The following is a 14,778-nucleotide window of genomic DNA, read 5'->3' as shown; positions in this document are numbered from 1 at the left end:
GCCCTGCACCCTGAACGGTTCAGTGTGGCGCGCCTTTTGCGCGCCTCTGCTCCTGTGGTGCCGTAAGGTGGAAAGTCTTCCGGCGGTCGATCGCGATCGGATCGGGTTCTAGGCGTCGCCGGTTAAACCCGCGTGTCACGCCAGTGCGGGCAGCGGGGGCGCGGCGCAACAGCCGCGCCACCCGCCGGGTTCACCCGCGTTCTTCGACCTCGCGCACCGCCTCGTCGCAGCGGCCGCAGATTCCGGGATGGTCGTGCGTGCCCACATCGGGAAGCACCTTCCAGCAGCGTTGGCATTTCTCGCCGGATGCCTTTTCGAAGACCACCGCAACGCCGTCAACCTCGGGCATACGGAACGCCTCCGCCGGGGCCGGATCGCCGCTGACCGAGATGTCGGAAGTGATCGCCACATCCTCGAACGACACGCTTTCCAGCGCCGCGCGCTGGTCAGGATCCGCCACGTGCACCACCGGCGCCGCCTCGAGCGACGCACCGATGACCTTGTCCGTGCGCTGCACCTCGAGCGCGGCGGTCACCACCCGGCGGGCCGCCCGGACCTTGGCCCATTTCGCCGCCAGCGTCGGGTCCAGCCATGTGTCCGGCGTGCGCGGCATGTCCACCAGATGCACCGAGGACTCGTCGCCCCCGAACCGCTCCAGCCAGACTTCCTCCATCGTGAAGACCAGCACCGGGGCGAGCCATGTGGTCAGACGGTGGAACAGCAGGTCCAGCACGGTGCGCGCCGAGCGCCGCCGCAGCGTGTCGCCGTCGCAATAGAGCGCATCCTTGCGGATGTCGAAGTAGAAGGCCGAAAGGTCCACCGTGGCAAAGGTGAAGACCGCCTGGAACACGCCCTGGAAGTCGAAGCGCGCGTAGCCGTCGCGCACCACCTTGTCCAGTTCCGCCAGCCGGTGCAGCACCCAGCGTTCCAGCTCCGGCATCTCTGCCGGTTCGACGCGGTCGCTTTCCTCGAAATCGTTCAGCGCGCCCAGCATGTAGCGCATCGTGTTGCGCAGCCGCCGGTAGCTGTCCGCGACCCCTTTCAGGATCTCGTCCCCGATCCGCTGGTCGGCGGTGTAGTCGGTCTGCGCCACCCAGAGCCGCAGGATGTCGGCGCCGTACTGGTCGACGATCTGCTGGGGCACGATGGTGTTGCCGATGGACTTGGACATCTTCATGCCCTTGGCATCCAGCGTGAAACCGTGCGTGACCACGTTCCGGTACGGGGCGCGGCCCATGGTCCCGCACGCCTGCAGCAGCGAGGAATGGAACCAGCCGCGATGCTGGTCGGTGCCTTCCATGTAGACGTCGGCGATGCCGTCCTTGGTCCCGTCGGGGCGGTCCCGCAGGGTGAAGGCGTGGGTGGAGCCGCTGTCGAACCAGACGTCGAGAATGTCCCGCACCTGTTCGTAGTCGTCCGGGTTCACGATCCCCTCGAGGAAGCGCACCTTGGCGCCTTCCTCGTACCAGGCATCGGCGCCCTCGGCCTCGAAAGCCTCGACGATGCGCGCGTTCACCTCCGCGTTGCGCAGCAGGAAGTCATCGTCCGTGGGCAGCGCGCCCTTCCTGGTAAAGCAGGTCAGCGGCACGCCCCAGGCGCGCTGGCGCGACAGCACCCAGTCGGGCCGCGCCTGCATCATGGAATAGAGCCTGTTGCGCCCCGATTTCGGTGTCCAGTGCACGTTGTCGATCTCGGTCAGCGCGCGCTCGCGGATGGTCTTGCCGTGCATGTCCAGCCCGTCGCCCACCGGCTTGTCGATGGCCGCGAACCACTGCGCCGTGTTGCGGTAGATCACCGGCGCCTTGGAGCGCCACGAATGCGGATAGCTGTGCTTGATCTTGCCGCGCGCCAGCAGGCCGCCGACCTCCGCCAGCTTGTCGATCACCGCGGCGTTGGCATTGCCCTCCTTGCCATTCGGCTTGAGGATCGCCTTGCCGCCAAAGAAAGGCAGGTCGTCGCGGTAGCGGCCGTCGGGGTTCACGTTGTAGGTGATGACCTGGCCCAGCATGCCCAGACCGCGGTAAAGCTCGTATTCCTCCAGCCCGTGCGACGGGGCACAATGGACGAACCCGGTGCCTTCGGTATCGGTCACGAAATCCGCCGCGCGGAAATCCCGCAGGTCGTCCCATTCGCCTTCCGACCCTTCGGCAGCCGCCAGCGGATGCGTCAGCCTGATGCCCGCAAGCTGCGCCGGGGTGACGTCGCGCAGGCGTGTCCACATGCCGTCCTCCAGCCGGGCGCGACCCAGGACATCGGCAGCAAGGTTGTCGGCCAGGAGGTACCTGTCGCCCACCTTTGCCCAGCATTCCTCCGGCGTGCCGGTGACCTCGTAGAGACCGTATGAAATGTCATCGCCGTAAACCACCGCCTTGTTGCTGGGCATGGTCCAGGGCGTGGTCGTCCAGATGACCACGTAGGCCCCCAGAAGATCCTCGGCCACCTCGGCGCGCGCGGCCTCGATCCGCTGGCGCGCATCCGGGGTCTCTTCCTCGCCCATGGTCACAAGCTCCGGCAGGTCGAAGTCCGCGACGCGAAACTTGACCCAGACGGTGAAGCTTTCCTTGTCGTGGTACTCGACTTCCGCCTCTGCGAGCGCCGTCTGCTCCACCGGCGACCACATCACCGGCTTGGACCCCTGGTACAGCGTGCCATTCATCAGGAACTTCATGAATTCCTCCGCGATCACGCGCTCGGCGTGGAAATCCATCGTCAGGTAGGGGTCGGCCCAGTTCCCGGTGACCCCCAGCCGCTTGAATTCCTCGCGCTGGACATCGACCCAGCCGGCCGCGAACTGGCGGCACTCGGCGCGGAACTCGTTGATCGGGACCTGGTCCTTGTCGCGGCCCTTCTTGCGATACTGCTCCTCGATCTTCCACTCGATCGGCAGACCGTGACAGTCCCAGCCGGGGATGTAGCGCGCGTCGTAGCCCATCATCTGGTGCGACCGCACGATCATGTCCTTGATGGTCTTGTTCAGCGCGTGGCCGATGTGCAGGTTGCCGTTGGCGTAGGGTGGCCCGTCGTGGAGCGTGAAGGGCGCCCTGCCCTCCTTCTCGCGCAGGCGGTCGTAGACCCCGATCCGCTCCCAGCGCGCCAGCCACTCGGGCTCGCGCTTGGGCAGGCCCGCGCGCATCGGGAAATCCGTCTTGGGCAGGTTCAGGGTGGATTTGTAGTCAGGTGTTTCTGGCGTGTCGGCACACATGTCTTGCGTCCTTCGAATCTCGGGAAAAATGGTCTGATCGGTGCGATGGTCTCGAACACCTCAAGCCCGGCGTCTCCAATCGGTCAGAGCGCCGGGGAAATAATTCGAATGAGGATCGCGAAATGCCATGCCATGCGGGGCTTATAATCAGGCACTGCCCGACGGACAAGGCCCGACCCCCCTCTCTTTTTGCCCATAAATACTCGCGGGGGAGTTTGAGGGGGCAAGGCCCCCTCATCAGCAAGATGAAATCGCGTACCGCGTCAGCGGTTCATCGCGACAGTGCCGCCGCGCAGAAGGCCGCCATCCGGTCCGCGTCCTTGACCCCCGGCGCGCTTTCGACGCCCGAGGACACGTCGACCTGCCGCGCCCCGGTCATCGCGATCGCCTCCGCCACGTTGTCCGGGGTCAGGCCGCCCGCCAGCATCCAGGGCACCGGCCAGCGGCGGCCCGCGATCAGCCGCCAGTCAAAGGCCAGCCCGTTGCCGCCGGGCAGTGCCGCGTCCTTCGGCGGCTTCGCATCCACCAGGATCTGGTCCGCGACCTGCGCGTAGTCATCCAGTGCCGCCAGGTCCTCGGCCCCGGCCACGCCGACGGCCTTCATCACCGGCAGGCCGTGTCGCGCCCTGATCTCGCTCACCCGCGCCGGAGTCTCCCTGCCGTGAAGCTGAAGCATGTCGATGGGCACCTCGGCCAGCATCCGGTCGAGAAAATCGTCGGTCGCATCCACCGCAAGCGCGACCTTGCAGATGCCCTCGGGCACCGTGCCGGCCATGAAGGCGGCATCGGGCAGCGCGAGGTTGCGCGGCGATTTCTCGAAGAACACGAAGCCGAGATAGCGCGCCCCGGCCAGGATGGCGGCGGGCACGTCGGCGCTGTCGGTCAGGCCGCAGATCTTGACGTTGACGGGAGCGGACACCGCTGGTTCAGCCGGTTTCGTCCAGAAGCGCCAGGACCTCGTCCTTGCCCTTGTGCTTCTCGCCCTTGAGCCGCGCGACCTCGCGCTCCAGCCGGCGCATCTCGCGCGCCTGCCTGGCCGCTTCGGCGCGTTCGCCGTATTCGCGGATCCATTCCCAGATGAAACCGATTAGCAGCCCCGCAAGAATGCTGCCCAGGATCACGACAAAGAGCGGCAGGCTGACCTGAGGCGTTACCGCGAACCACTGGGCCACTTCCGCGGGCAGGACCTTGAGCAGGACCATCTCGCGGTTGGCCAGCGCGACGGCGATCAGGGCGATCGCGAAAACCGCGATGCAGAAGTAACGAACATAACGCATCATGCTTTCCCGTTCAGCCGATCCCGGAGCAGTTTTCCGGTCTTGAAAAAGGGTACATGCTTCTCTTCCACATGCACGGTCTCCCCGGTTCGGGGATTGCGGCCCACCCTGGCATCGCGCTTCTTGACGGAGAATGCGCCGAATCCGCGCAGCTCCACCCTGTCGCCCTTGGCCATGGCGCCCGTGATCTCGTCGAAGATCGTGTTCACGATCCGCTCCACGTCCCGTTGGTACAGGTGCGGGTTGTCGTCCGCAATCTTCTGGATCAGTTCAGACCGGATCATCGCGATACCCCCCAAGGCGCTTCTTTATATGTCTTCCGCCGGGCACTATAGGAAGAAACCCTGCGCCAGTGAAGCCGTGGCTGCGACAGACTTCGGCTTTTTGGGACCGGAACCTGCTGTTTTTCGGGCTTTTTTGCATAACATCGCCGACGCCGCGCCGCGGCGGACCATCGCAACGAGACTTCCGCGTCCGATCCGGGGCCGATTCGTGGGCTGCGTCACAGGACGCACCTCTGCGGTCAGGGTCATGACGGCGACACACCCATGACGCGAAAAAAGGCCCCGCACGTCGCCATGCGGGGCCCTCTGACGTTTCCGGCAAGGCCGGGTTTACTTGTCGTCGCCTTTCAGCGCCGCGCCGAGAATATCGCCCAGCGATGCACCGGAGTCCGAAGAGCCGTACTGCTCGACCGCTTCCTTCTCCTCGGCGATCTCGCGCGCCTTGATCGACACGCCGAGGCGGTGCGCCTTGGTGTCGACGTTGGTGATGCGGACGTCGACCTTGTCACCGACCGAGAAACGCTCGGGGCGCTGTTCGGCCCGGTCACGCGACAGATCGGAGCGGCGGATGAAGGACTTCATGCCTTCGTATTCCACCTCGATGCCACCGTCCTCGATGGAGGTCACGGTCACCGTCACGATGGAGCCGCGCTTCACGCCGCCGACCGCTTCGGCGAACTTGTCGCCGCCGACACCCTTGATGGAGAGCGAGATGCGCTCCTTCTCGACGTCCACTTCGGAGACAACGGCCTGAACCACGTCGCCTTTGCGGTAGTCCTGGATCGCCTCTTCGCCGCGCTGGTCCCAGCTGAGGTCGGAAAGGTGAACCATGCCGTCGATGTCGCCGGGCAGGCCAACGAACAGACCGAATTCGGTGATGTTCTTGACTTCGCCTTCGACCTCGGTGCCCTCGGGGTGCGTTTCGGCGAACACTTCCCACGGGTTGCGCATGGTCTGCTTGAGGCCGAGCGACACGCGACGTTTCGCCTGGTCGATTTCCAGCACCATGACTTCCACTTCCTGAGAGGTGGAGACGATCTTGCCGGGGTGGACGTTCTTCTTGGTCCAGGACATTTCCGAGACGTGAACCAGGCCTTCGACACCGGGTTCCAGCTCCACGAAGGCGCCGTAATCGGTGATGTTGGTCACGCGGCCGGTGTGCACCGTTTCCAGCGGGTACTTGGCGGCAACCAGATCCCACGGATCTTCCTGCAGCTGCTTCATGCCCAGGCTGATGCGGTGGGTTTCCTTGTTGATCTTGATGACCTGGACCTTGATGGTCTCGCCGATCGACAGGATCTCGGACGGGTGGTTGACGCGGCGCCATGCCATGTCGGTGACGTGCAGCAGGCCGTCGACACCGCCGAGGTCAACGAACGCACCGTATTCGGTGATGTTCTTGACCACGCCGTCGACGTTCTGGCCTTCGGTCAGGTTGCCGATGACTTCGGCGCGCTGCTCGGCACGGGACTCTTCGAGGATCGCACGGCGCGACACCACGATGTTGCCACGGCGGCGGTCCATCTTGAGAATCTGGAACGGCTGCTTGAGACCCATGAGCGGGCCCGCGTCGCGCACGGGGCGCACGTCGACCTGGGAGCCGGGCAGGAAGGCCACGGCGCCGCCGAGATCGACGGTGAAGCCGCCCTTGACGCGGCCGAAGATCGCGCCTTCGACACGCTCTTCCGCGGCATAGGCTTTCTCGAGACGGTCCCACGCCTCTTCACGGCGGGCCATCTCGCGGGAAATGACCGCTTCGCCGCGGGCGTTCTCGACCTGGCGCAGGAAGACTTCGACTTCGTCGCCGACTTCGATCTTGGGTGCTTCACCCGGATCGGCAAATTCTTTCAGCTCGACACGGCCTTCCATCTTGTAACCGACGTCGATGATGGCCTGACCGGCCTCGATGGCAATGACCTTGCCTTTGACAACAGACCCCTCCTCGGGGGTGTCCATCTCGAAGCTCTCCTCCAGGAGGGCTTCAAATTCGTCCATAGCATTTGACATGTAGCTTTACGTTTCCTTTTTAGATGTATCCGGCCGCGCGGTTGTCTCCGCCGGTCTTGCATGTGAATTGGACTTCGGAACGGTCCGGCGGGTGCAAAAGAAAGAGGGCCGGTGATACCGACCCTGCCTCAGGTACTGCGCCCGGTGCTGTCATCGCCCCTTAGACAGCCGCGCGTATAGGCCATTTGACGCGGTCGTGCAAGACCTACGGGCCAGGAAGCGCGCCGCGGGGCCGCTATACGCGGCTTTCGGCGCGGGCCCGCCGGCCCGCGCCGCCCCGCCGGTCAGTAGACGGCGTCGGTGGACTGTGGCCTCATCGAGGACAGAACGATCACGTCGGCGCCGTGGATGCTCCGGTCGTAAAGGTGGATCACGTCCTGGTTCAGCATCCTGATGCAGCCCGACGACACCGCCTTGCCCAGTTCGCGCGGCGATGCGTCGCCGTGGATCCGGTAGAGCGTGTCGACCCCATCCTGAAACAGGTAGAGCGCCCGTGCGCCCATCGGATTGCCCGGCCCCGGATCCATGCCGCCGTTGGCGACCGAATAGGGCTCGAGCTCGGGCTTGCGGGCGATCATGGAGTCCGGGACGTTCCAGCGCGGCCACTTGCGCTGGAACTGCAGCCGCGCGGTGCCGCTCCATGAAAAGCCTTCCGCCCCGACGCTGACACCGTAGCGGGTGGCGGTCTCGGCGGATTCGACGAAATGCAGCATCGCGGCGTCAGGATCCACGATGATCGTGCCGCGCGGCCGGTCGGGCCACGGGTTCGCGACCTCCTGCCGCCAGAGCTCCGGCTCGATGCTGCCTCTCGGGATGGCGGGGACCGGGAACGGCTCGCCCTGCAGCGCGTCGTAGAACGCGGGCATCGGGGGTGGTCCGGGCTGGACGGGGGGCGGTGCGGCGGGCACCGGTGGAAGCTGGCGGGCGCAGGCGGCGACTGCCGCCGCCCCGCCGGCGGCGAGGAGGGTTCTTCTGTTCAACATCCGTGATTGCCTTTTGTAATCCAAATCTGGGCGCATCGCGCCGGGTTCAGATCAGGCGACGCGCGGCGGCATCCGGGGCGGCGCACGGGTCACGCCGGAGCGGGCCTGCGCCCTGTCCGGCAACAGGGCCCGTCCGGTCAGCACGGCATCGAGTGCGACGCCGGAAGGCAGCAGGCCCACCGCGCCGTTGCAATGCAGGGAGGTGAAAGCGAGGAAGCGCGGCTCCCTGGACGATTCGGCACCGTCGACGACACGCTGCGCCCTCGGATCGACGGCGGCAGCCGCCGTCGGCACGCTGTCGGCCGATACCACGATCGCCGGATCGAGGGGCGTGGTCGCCGCCCAGGCCGAGGTCAAGCCGCACCATGGAAGCAGGCCCGCCGTCAGCATCAGGATCAGGAGATGTCTCAGTATCCTCATGCAGGTCTTCTGACCGAAAGCACGGGGGCGCGCAATCGACAGCACGGGGATGTGATCGCCCGTCTTACATCTGCCGGGGCAGGTAAAGGACGACCTCGGGGAAGATGATGATGAGCGCGAGAATCATCGCCTCGATCAGGATGAAGGGCAGAACGCCCTTGAACAGCGCACCGGCCTGCAACTTGCCGTCCGCGGCGGCCAGCACGGCATAGAGGTTCAGGCCCACCGGCGGCGTGATCGCCGCGATCTCGATCAGCTTGACCACGAGCACCGCGAACCAGATCGCATCGATTCCAAGCGACTGCGAGATCGGGTAGAGGAAGGGAACCGCGATCACGAGCAGCGACACGGAGTCGACGAACATGCCCAGCAGCAGAAAGATCGCGATGGTGATGACGATGAAGCCGAAGGGACCGATCTCGGTGTCCACGATGACGCCCCGCAGCTCGGGGATGAAACCGCTGATGAGCAGGAAACGGCTGAACAGCAGCCCCCCGATCACGATGGCGAAGATGATCGCCGACATGCGCACCGCCTCGACCAGCGAGTCCCAGATGTCGCCGCCACCGATGCGCCGCATGGACAGCGCGATGACGAGCGCGCCTGCGGCACCGACCGCGCCGGCGGCGGAAGGCGGATAGAAGCCGAGGTAGATGCCGCCCATGACGAGGGTCATGAGAAGCAGAACGCTCCACACCTTGGACAGGGCACGCCCGCGCATCACCCAGGTGATTTCGGTCGTGGCGCGGGGGGCCCATTCGGGCCGCGCGATTAGGAACAGCCGGATCCCGATGGCATAGCTGATTGCCGTCAGGGCGCCGGGCACGATCCCGGCCACCAGAAGCTGGCCCACCGGCTCGGAGGTCAACATGGCGAAAAGCACCATCGCGATGGAAGGAGGGATGAGCCCCGCCAGTGTGCCCGCGGCGGCGATGCAGCCGCCCGCCACGCCGCCGTTGTAGCCGAACCGCAGCATTTCCGGCAGCGCCATGCGGGTGAATACGCTGGACGCGACCACGGTCGAGCCTGACGCCGCGGCGAACCCCGCCTGGGCAAAGATCGTGGCCATCAGCAGGCTGCCCCGCACCCGGCTGAGAAGATATTGCGCCGCGGTATAGAGATCCTTGATGATGCCCGCGCGCCCGGCAATCGCGCCCATCAGCACGAACATCGGGATCACGACAAAGTTGTAGTCGCTGGTCAGCGCATAGGGCATCGACTTGAACGTGGTCAGCAGAAAGCGCTCGCCCACCGACAGGTAGATGCCCACCGCCGCGACAAGGCCCATGGCATAGGCCACGGGCACCCCGATGCCGAGCATAACAAGCAAGGCAACGAAACCGATGGTGCCCTCCGCCAGCCCGCTCATGGACCGTCGCCCTCGACCCCGTCATGCCCCAGGGCGTGCAGGATCAGCTGTATCAGGACGATGAGGCAGGTCAGCGACGCCCCGATGGCGCAGGCCAGCTTGGCCGGCCAGATGGGGTAGCCCAGCGTCGCGGCGGAGCGTTCCCAGATCGACATGCTGTCAAGCGCGAGCACCCAGACGCCGTAGGTCAGCAGCGCCACGAACACCAGCCCGGCGGCCTGCGCCACCCACCAGCGCAGCCGCAGCAGCCAGTCCGGCATGAAGGGATTGAACAGATCGACACTGATGTGCCCCCGCTGCCACTGGACCAGCGGCCAGGTCAGAAAGACCGCGGCGGCGGTCAGCGTTCCGGACATGTCCACCTTGAACGGCAGGTAGAAACCGATCGTCTCGCCCAGGACGATATCCACCACGCCCACGATCATCACGACGAAGATCGCGATGGCACTGCCGGCCGAGGCTACGGTCAGCAGGGCGGACACGCTCCGCCCCGTCAGCCTGGACGGGGCGGAGGTGCCGTTGGATGATGGGCGGCCGGACACGCGTCAGTTCCCGAAAGAGCTTTCCGCCTTGCGCTGCAGCTCGATGATCGGGGCGAGATCCTCTTCGCTCACGCCGCCGGCGAGGGTGCGTTCACGCCAGATTTCGATCATGTCGGGCGACCGCGCGACGAAGGCGTCCATGTCGCTGAGGTTGACGATCTCGCCCCCCGCGGCCTGAAACTCCTCGATGGCCTTCTGCTCCACCTCGGCCAATTCGGCCTGGTCCTTCTCCATGGCTTCGCGGGCCACTTCGGTCATCAGGTCGCGCACCTCCTGCGGCCAGCTGTCCCAAGACTCCTTGGAGACGATGAGCTGGAACGTGGTGAAGGCGCCGGTGTTGATGTCTGACCAATAGGGCGCGACCTCTTCCAGTTCGGAGAAGGTGGCCCATTCGATCGGGCCGAAGTTGCAGTCGATCGTTCCGCGTTCCAGCCCCTCGCGCAGTTCGGGCGCCTGAACGCGGGTCGGCACCATGCCATATTCCTCCATCCAGATCGGAACATAGGCACCGCCGACCGCGCGCACCCGCAAGCCTTCGAGATCGGCCATCTCGTTGACCGGCTTATTGCACAGCAGCGTGTAGGTCGACGGCACGGTCCACTTGATCGGCACGATTCCCGCCTTGTCGGTCTCGGCCTTGACCATCTCCTGCGCGTACATTTCGCCGGCGAGGGTGTTGGCGGTCTGCGGGTCGGCGGAAACACGGTTCAGCAACCCGGCGGAAGCGGCCATCATCGGAAGTTCCTCGGCGTGGACGGCCTGTGCGAACACGCCGAGTTCGACGGCACCGTCACCCACCAGCGACTTGATCTCGGTCAGGCCGCCAAGCTGGCCCGACCAGAAAATCTCGATGTCGATCTTGCCGCCGCTGCGGCGCTCGACTTCCTCGGCCCACCACTTGTCCCAGCTCACCGCGGGCCAAGTTTCCGGCAGCGGGTGCGCCATGCGCAGGGAAAGCGACGGATAATCCTGTGCCGCGACCTGCGTCGTGGCCAGAAGCCCCATGAAAGTTCCATTGAGAACGAGTTTCGTGATCGAGCGCATGCGTACCTCCCGTATATCAAGCGCGGCGCGACCGGTCCCGAAGGCCGGACGCGTCCTCATGCCGGCTCGGCATTCGGGCAGAGGATTACAGACGCGACGGCCGATGTCCACCAAAAAACCAAACGTTTGTTTTTCCGCCTGAAGCCTTTGTTTCAATGCCGTTCCGCAAGGGCGGTTCAGGCCGGATTCGCATCCTTCCAGCCTCGCTTGATCTTCTTTGCGAGGCTCCATTTGTGGACTTCGGTCGGCCCGTCGTAGATCCGGAAGGCACGCACTTCGCGGAACACCTGTTCGACCACGCTGTCGCCGGTCACGCCCTGCCCGCCCATGCATTGCACGCAGCGATCGGCGACCCGCATCAGCGCCTCGGAAACGGCGACCTTGGCCATGGAGCTTTCGACGGAACCCTGTGACCCGCTGTCGAGCGCATCGGCGCACCAGTAGACCATGAGTTCGGCCTGCTTGAGATCCATCGCGTTCTCGGCGAGCATGAAACCCACGCCTTCGTGGTCGATCAGCGGTTTCCCGAAAGCGTGGCGGCGGTTGACGTAGTCCACCGCGATTTCCTGCGCGCGGATGCAGGCACCCAGCCAGCGCATGCAGTGGCTCAGGCGCGCGGGCGCAAGGCGCACCTGCGCATATTTGAAGCCCTCGCCCGCCTCGCCCAACATCTGGTCGGCCGGCAATCGCAGGTTGTCGATCGTGATCTCGGCGTGGCCGCCGGGCATCGAGCTGTCGATGGTGTCGAGCACCCGGTCGATGCGGATGGCGGGATCGGGCAGGTCCACAAGGAACATGCACGCACCCTCTTCGGCCTTGGCCATGATGATCCCCATGCCCGCGCCTTCCGCGCCGGTGATGAAGGTCTTGCGCCCGTTGATTACCCAGTGATTCCCGTCCGGCGCGCAGGTGGTCTGCATCATGGATGGATCGGATCCTGCGCCGCCCTCCTGTGCGGGTTCGGTCATGAAGAAGGCCGAACGGATCTCGCCCCGCGTCATGCGCGACAGGAACCTGTCCTTCAATTCGGGCGAGGCGACCTTGCCCAGAAGGAACATGTTGCCCTCGTCGGGGGCGCAGACGTGCAGCGCCAGCGGACCAAGCGGCGAAAGGCCCGAACGGATCAGCACCGCCGCGGTCTCGCGCTGGGACAGGTGATCGCCATCGTCGAGGATGTGCGGCGTCATAAGGCCTTCGGCGCGGGCCATGTCCTTGAGCCGGTCGGAAAGTGCCTCTGACGGACCGTGGGCGCTGTTCCGCGCTTGGGGTTCCAGCGGTACGACCTGATCGCGCACGAAGCGTTCGACCCGGTCGGCAATATCGAGCGCGCGGTCGGAAATTCCGCGCCTTTCCATTTGAAACGTCATTTGGGGGCCATCCTGATTGCGCCGTCGAGGCGAATGGTTTCGCCGTTTAGCATGGGGTTGGAAACGATGGACGCCACGAGATCGGCGAATTCGGATGGATCGCCCAGCCGCGGCGGGAACGGCACCTGCGCCCCGAGGGACGCGCGGATTTCCTCCGACAGGGTTTCGAGCATCGGGGTCATGAACAGGCCCGGCGCGATCGTCATCACGCGGATGCCATAGCGCGCCAGTTCCCGGGCGATGGGCAGGGTCATGCCCACCACGCCGCCCTTGGAGGCGGAGTAAGCCGCCTGCCCGATCTGCCCATCGAAGGCCGCCACGGAGGCGGTGTTGACGATGATGCCCCGCTCCTCGCCCACCGTATCGGCCTGCTGCAGGGCGGCTGCGAACTTGGACAGCACGTTGAAGGTGCCCGACAGGTTGACGCCGAGAACCCGGTTGAATGCCTCGAGCGGGGCGGCGGCACCGTCGCGGCCGATAACCTTGGCCGCCGGTCCGATCCCGGCACAGTTCACCAGGATGCGCGCCTTGCCGTGACGCGCCTCGGCTTCGGCAAGCCCGGCCTCGACACTCTGGGGATCCGTGACATCGACCCGGAAGAAAGCGCCCTTCACGGCCTCCGCACGGGCCTGGCCACGGTCTTCGTCCATGTCGAATATCGCGACCTTGGCCCCGTCGCGCGCCAGCCGGTCGGCAGTCGCCCCGCCAAGGCCCGACGCGCCACCGGTGACGACAGCCGCCTGTCCTTCAATCTTCATTCTCAGCTCCTTTTTCGAGACCTGTATCATTTCCGGCCCGGTCGGCCACGCCCGTCGTTCATCCCGGGCACCGGACCTTGCCGGGCACCGCCGGCCGACATGCAATTTCACCACGACGCCGCGAACCGGCTTGATCTGACGTACAAGCCAGCGTAAACATGCACAATATCAAACGAACGTTTGGTAGTTGTCAATGTCGATCGAGAGGTTAGCCCATGCCAGATACATCGCGCCCCGAGGAGCTTGTCTACGACCCAACCGATCCTGCGGTGATGGCCGACCCCTTTCCCGTATACGCCCGCCTGCGCGAGGAGGATCCCGTCCACTGGAGCCCGTCGCTCCGGTCGTGGATCATCACCCGCTACACGGACGTGCGCGATCTGCTTCTTTCCGACACGATGTCCGTCAACCGGTTGCTCCAATTCTATGAATCGCTGCCCCCGGCGGATGCGATGCTGCTGCGCGACATCGTCCACTACCTGAACCTGTGGCTGGCCTTCCGCGATCCGCCGGACCACACGCGCGTGCGCCGGATCATGCGCCATGCCTTCACCGCCGATGCCATCGCCACGATGCGCCCGCAGATCCACGAGATCAGCGACCTGCTGCTGGACCGTCTGGCCGCTGCGGGGACCGACGACGTCGACCTGATCCGGGAATACGCACTGCAGTTGCCCGCTTTCGTGATCATGGACCTTCTGGACGTGCCGCGCGACATGCTGGACGAATTCAAGGAATGGTCAGACGACATGGCCGTCTTCATTGGCGGGGCACGCAATTCGGACGACAAGTACGAACGCGCGGCACGGGGCTGCCGCCACATGTCGGACTACTTCCGCAAGCTGATTGAGGAGCGCACCGCGAATCCCAAGCCCGGCTTCCTGATGGACCTGATCAACGCCCGTGACGAAGGCGACAAGCTGAGCGACGACGAACTCGTGGCGACCTGCATCTTGGTGCTTTTTGCCGGGCATGAGACCACCACCAACCTGATCGGCAACGCCACGCTGCTACTGCTGCGCCATCCCGAGCAGTTGGACCGCCTGCGCGCGGACCCCGAACTGGTGGACCCGATGATCGAGGAAGTGCTGCGTTTCGACGGACCGACCAATGCACTGGTCCGGGTCGTGGCGCGGGACCACGACCTGCACGGGCGCACCCTGCGCGAGGGCGAGCGCGTCTTTGTCATGGTCAACTCGGCCAATCGTGATCCGCGGATGTTCGACGACGCGGACCGGTTTGACATCACCCGCGATCAGAACCGGCATCTGACGTTCGGGCAAGGGATTCACCTGTGTCTCGGGGCCAAGCTGGCGCGGGAGGAGGGACGCATCGCCGTGCGCAAGCTGTTCGAGAGATTCCCCGATCTGACGCTGAACCCGGCCGAGCCCCCCGAGTGGCTGGACGCCATGGTGCCCCGCGGCACCCGCCGCCTGCCGGTCAGGCTGAACGGCTGACGCCAGGGCCGGGCGGCAAAGGGCGGGCGGACGCAGCGCCGGCCCACGACATTCGGCGCGGCATCGTC

13 protein-coding genes are annotated in these 14,778 nt (G+C 65.4%); 1 reads left to right on the top strand and 12 read right to left on the bottom strand.

Features of this window, described 5'->3' with window-relative positions; genetic code table 11:
• Positions 1–190: 190 nt before the first annotated feature.
• From ileS to BOO69_RS02430, 12 genes are all read right to left on the bottom strand, one after another.
• A complete protein-coding gene (ileS, locus tag BOO69_RS02485; protein WP_071970004.1) occupies positions 191–3,202 on the bottom strand; it encodes an isoleucine--tRNA ligase in 3,012 nt (1,003 codons plus the stop codon).
• Positions 3,203–3,473: 271 nt separating this feature from the next.
• Positions 3,474–4,121, bottom strand: coding sequence for a phosphoribosylanthranilate isomerase (locus BOO69_RS02480; RefSeq protein ID WP_071970002.1), 648 nt, complete (start codon positions 4,119–4,121; stop codon positions 3,474–3,476).
• Positions 4,122–4,128: 7 nt separating this feature from the next.
• A complete protein-coding gene (locus tag BOO69_RS02475; protein ID WP_071969999.1) occupies positions 4,129–4,479 on the bottom strand; it encodes a LapA family protein in 351 nt (116 codons plus the stop codon).
• On the bottom strand, positions 4,479–4,763 hold the full coding sequence (ihfB, locus tag BOO69_RS02470; protein WP_071969997.1) for an integration host factor subunit beta: 285 nt from the start codon (positions 4,761–4,763) through the stop codon (positions 4,479–4,481). Before ihfB ends, BOO69_RS02475 begins: the two co-directional genes overlap by 1 nt.
• A gap of 330 nt (positions 4,764–5,093) precedes the next feature.
• Entirely contained in the window at positions 5,094–6,770 is a 1,677-nt protein-coding gene (gene rpsA / locus BOO69_RS02465) for a 30S ribosomal protein S1 (protein ID WP_071969995.1), read from the bottom strand.
• Between the two features lie 284 nt (positions 6,771–7,054).
• On the bottom strand, positions 7,055–7,753 hold the full coding sequence (locus BOO69_RS02460; RefSeq protein WP_071969993.1) for a L,D-transpeptidase: 699 nt from the start codon (positions 7,751–7,753) through the stop codon (positions 7,055–7,057).
• A 51-nt stretch (positions 7,754–7,804) separates the two neighbouring features.
• The gene (locus tag BOO69_RS02455) at positions 7,805–8,173 is read right to left on the bottom strand and encodes a hypothetical protein (RefSeq protein WP_071969991.1); all 369 of its coding nucleotides are present in this window, start codon (positions 8,171–8,173) and stop codon (positions 7,805–7,807) included.
• Between the two features lie 64 nt (positions 8,174–8,237).
• A complete protein-coding gene (locus BOO69_RS02450; protein ID WP_071969989.1) occupies positions 8,238–9,542 on the bottom strand; it encodes a TRAP transporter large permease in 1,305 nt (434 codons plus the stop codon).
• The gene (locus BOO69_RS02445; RefSeq protein ID WP_071969987.1) at positions 9,539–10,024 is read right to left on the bottom strand and encodes a TRAP transporter small permease; all 486 of its coding nucleotides are present in this window, start codon (positions 10,022–10,024) and stop codon (positions 9,539–9,541) included. Before BOO69_RS02445 ends, BOO69_RS02450 begins: the two co-directional genes overlap by 4 nt.
• A 63-nt stretch (positions 10,025–10,087) precedes the next feature.
• Complete coding sequence (dctP, locus tag BOO69_RS02440; RefSeq protein WP_071969985.1) at positions 10,088–11,128, bottom strand: TRAP transporter substrate-binding protein DctP; 1,041 nt, start codon at positions 11,126–11,128, stop codon at positions 10,088–10,090.
• Between the two features lie 176 nt (positions 11,129–11,304).
• Positions 11,305–12,483, bottom strand: coding sequence for an acyl-CoA dehydrogenase family protein (locus tag BOO69_RS02435; RefSeq protein WP_237267548.1), 1,179 nt, complete (start codon positions 12,481–12,483; stop codon positions 11,305–11,307).
• Between the two features lie 8 nt (positions 12,484–12,491).
• Positions 12,492–13,253 carry an SDR family NAD(P)-dependent oxidoreductase gene (locus tag BOO69_RS02430; protein WP_071969981.1) on the bottom strand — a complete coding sequence of 254 codons (762 nt, stop codon included), beginning with the start codon at positions 13,251–13,253 and terminating at the stop codon, positions 12,492–12,494.
• Between the two features lie 215 nt (positions 13,254–13,468).
• On the opposite strand from BOO69_RS02430, the gene BOO69_RS02425 reads away from it, so the two are divergent.
• Entirely contained in the window at positions 13,469–14,710 is a 1,242-nt protein-coding gene (locus tag BOO69_RS02425) for a cytochrome P450 (RefSeq protein WP_071969979.1), read from the top strand.
• The last annotated feature ends 68 nt before the right edge of the window (positions 14,711–14,778 follow it).

This window comes from Sulfitobacter alexandrii, from assembly GCF_001886735.1.
Classification (GTDB): domain Bacteria; phylum Pseudomonadota; class Alphaproteobacteria; order Rhodobacterales; family Rhodobacteraceae; genus Sulfitobacter; species Sulfitobacter alexandrii.
The sequence above is the reverse complement of the archived record's forward strand: the minus strand, read 5'-3'. Positions and strand labels throughout refer to the sequence as shown.

Excerpts from the sequence above, each read along its gene's own strand:
- ileS (WP_071970004.1), bottom strand. The coding sequence starts at position 3,202 with ATGTGTGCCGACACGCCAGAAACACCTGACTACAAATCCACCCTGAAC.
- BOO69_RS02475 (WP_071969999.1), bottom strand. The coding sequence starts at position 4,479 with ATGCGTTATGTTCGTTACTTCTGCATCGCGGTTTTCGCGATCGCCCTG.
- ihfB (WP_071969997.1), bottom strand. The coding sequence starts at position 4,763 with ATGATCCGGTCTGAACTGATCCAGAAGATTGCGGACGACAACCCGCAC.
- rpsA (WP_071969995.1), bottom strand. The coding sequence starts at position 6,770 with ATGTCAAATGCTATGGACGAATTTGAAGCCCTCCTGGAGGAGAGCTTC.
- BOO69_RS02460 (WP_071969993.1), bottom strand. The coding sequence starts at position 7,753 with ATGTTGAACAGAAGAACCCTCCTCGCCGCCGGCGGGGCGGCGGCAGTC.
- BOO69_RS02455 (WP_071969991.1), bottom strand. The coding sequence starts at position 8,173 with ATGAGGATACTGAGACATCTCCTGATCCTGATGCTGACGGCGGGCCTG.
- BOO69_RS02450 (WP_071969989.1), bottom strand. The coding sequence starts at position 9,542 with ATGAGCGGGCTGGCGGAGGGCACCATCGGTTTCGTTGCCTTGCTTGTT.
- dctP (WP_071969985.1), bottom strand. The coding sequence starts at position 11,128 with ATGCGCTCGATCACGAAACTCGTTCTCAATGGAACTTTCATGGGGCTT.
- BOO69_RS02435 (WP_237267548.1), bottom strand. The coding sequence starts at position 12,483 with ATGGAAAGGCGCGGAATTTCCGACCGCGCGCTCGATATTGCCGACCGG.
- BOO69_RS02430 (WP_071969981.1), bottom strand. The coding sequence starts at position 13,253 with ATGAAGATTGAAGGACAGGCGGCTGTCGTCACCGGTGGCGCGTCGGGC.
- BOO69_RS02425 (WP_071969979.1), top strand. The coding sequence starts at position 13,469 with ATGCCAGATACATCGCGCCCCGAGGAGCTTGTCTACGACCCAACCGAT.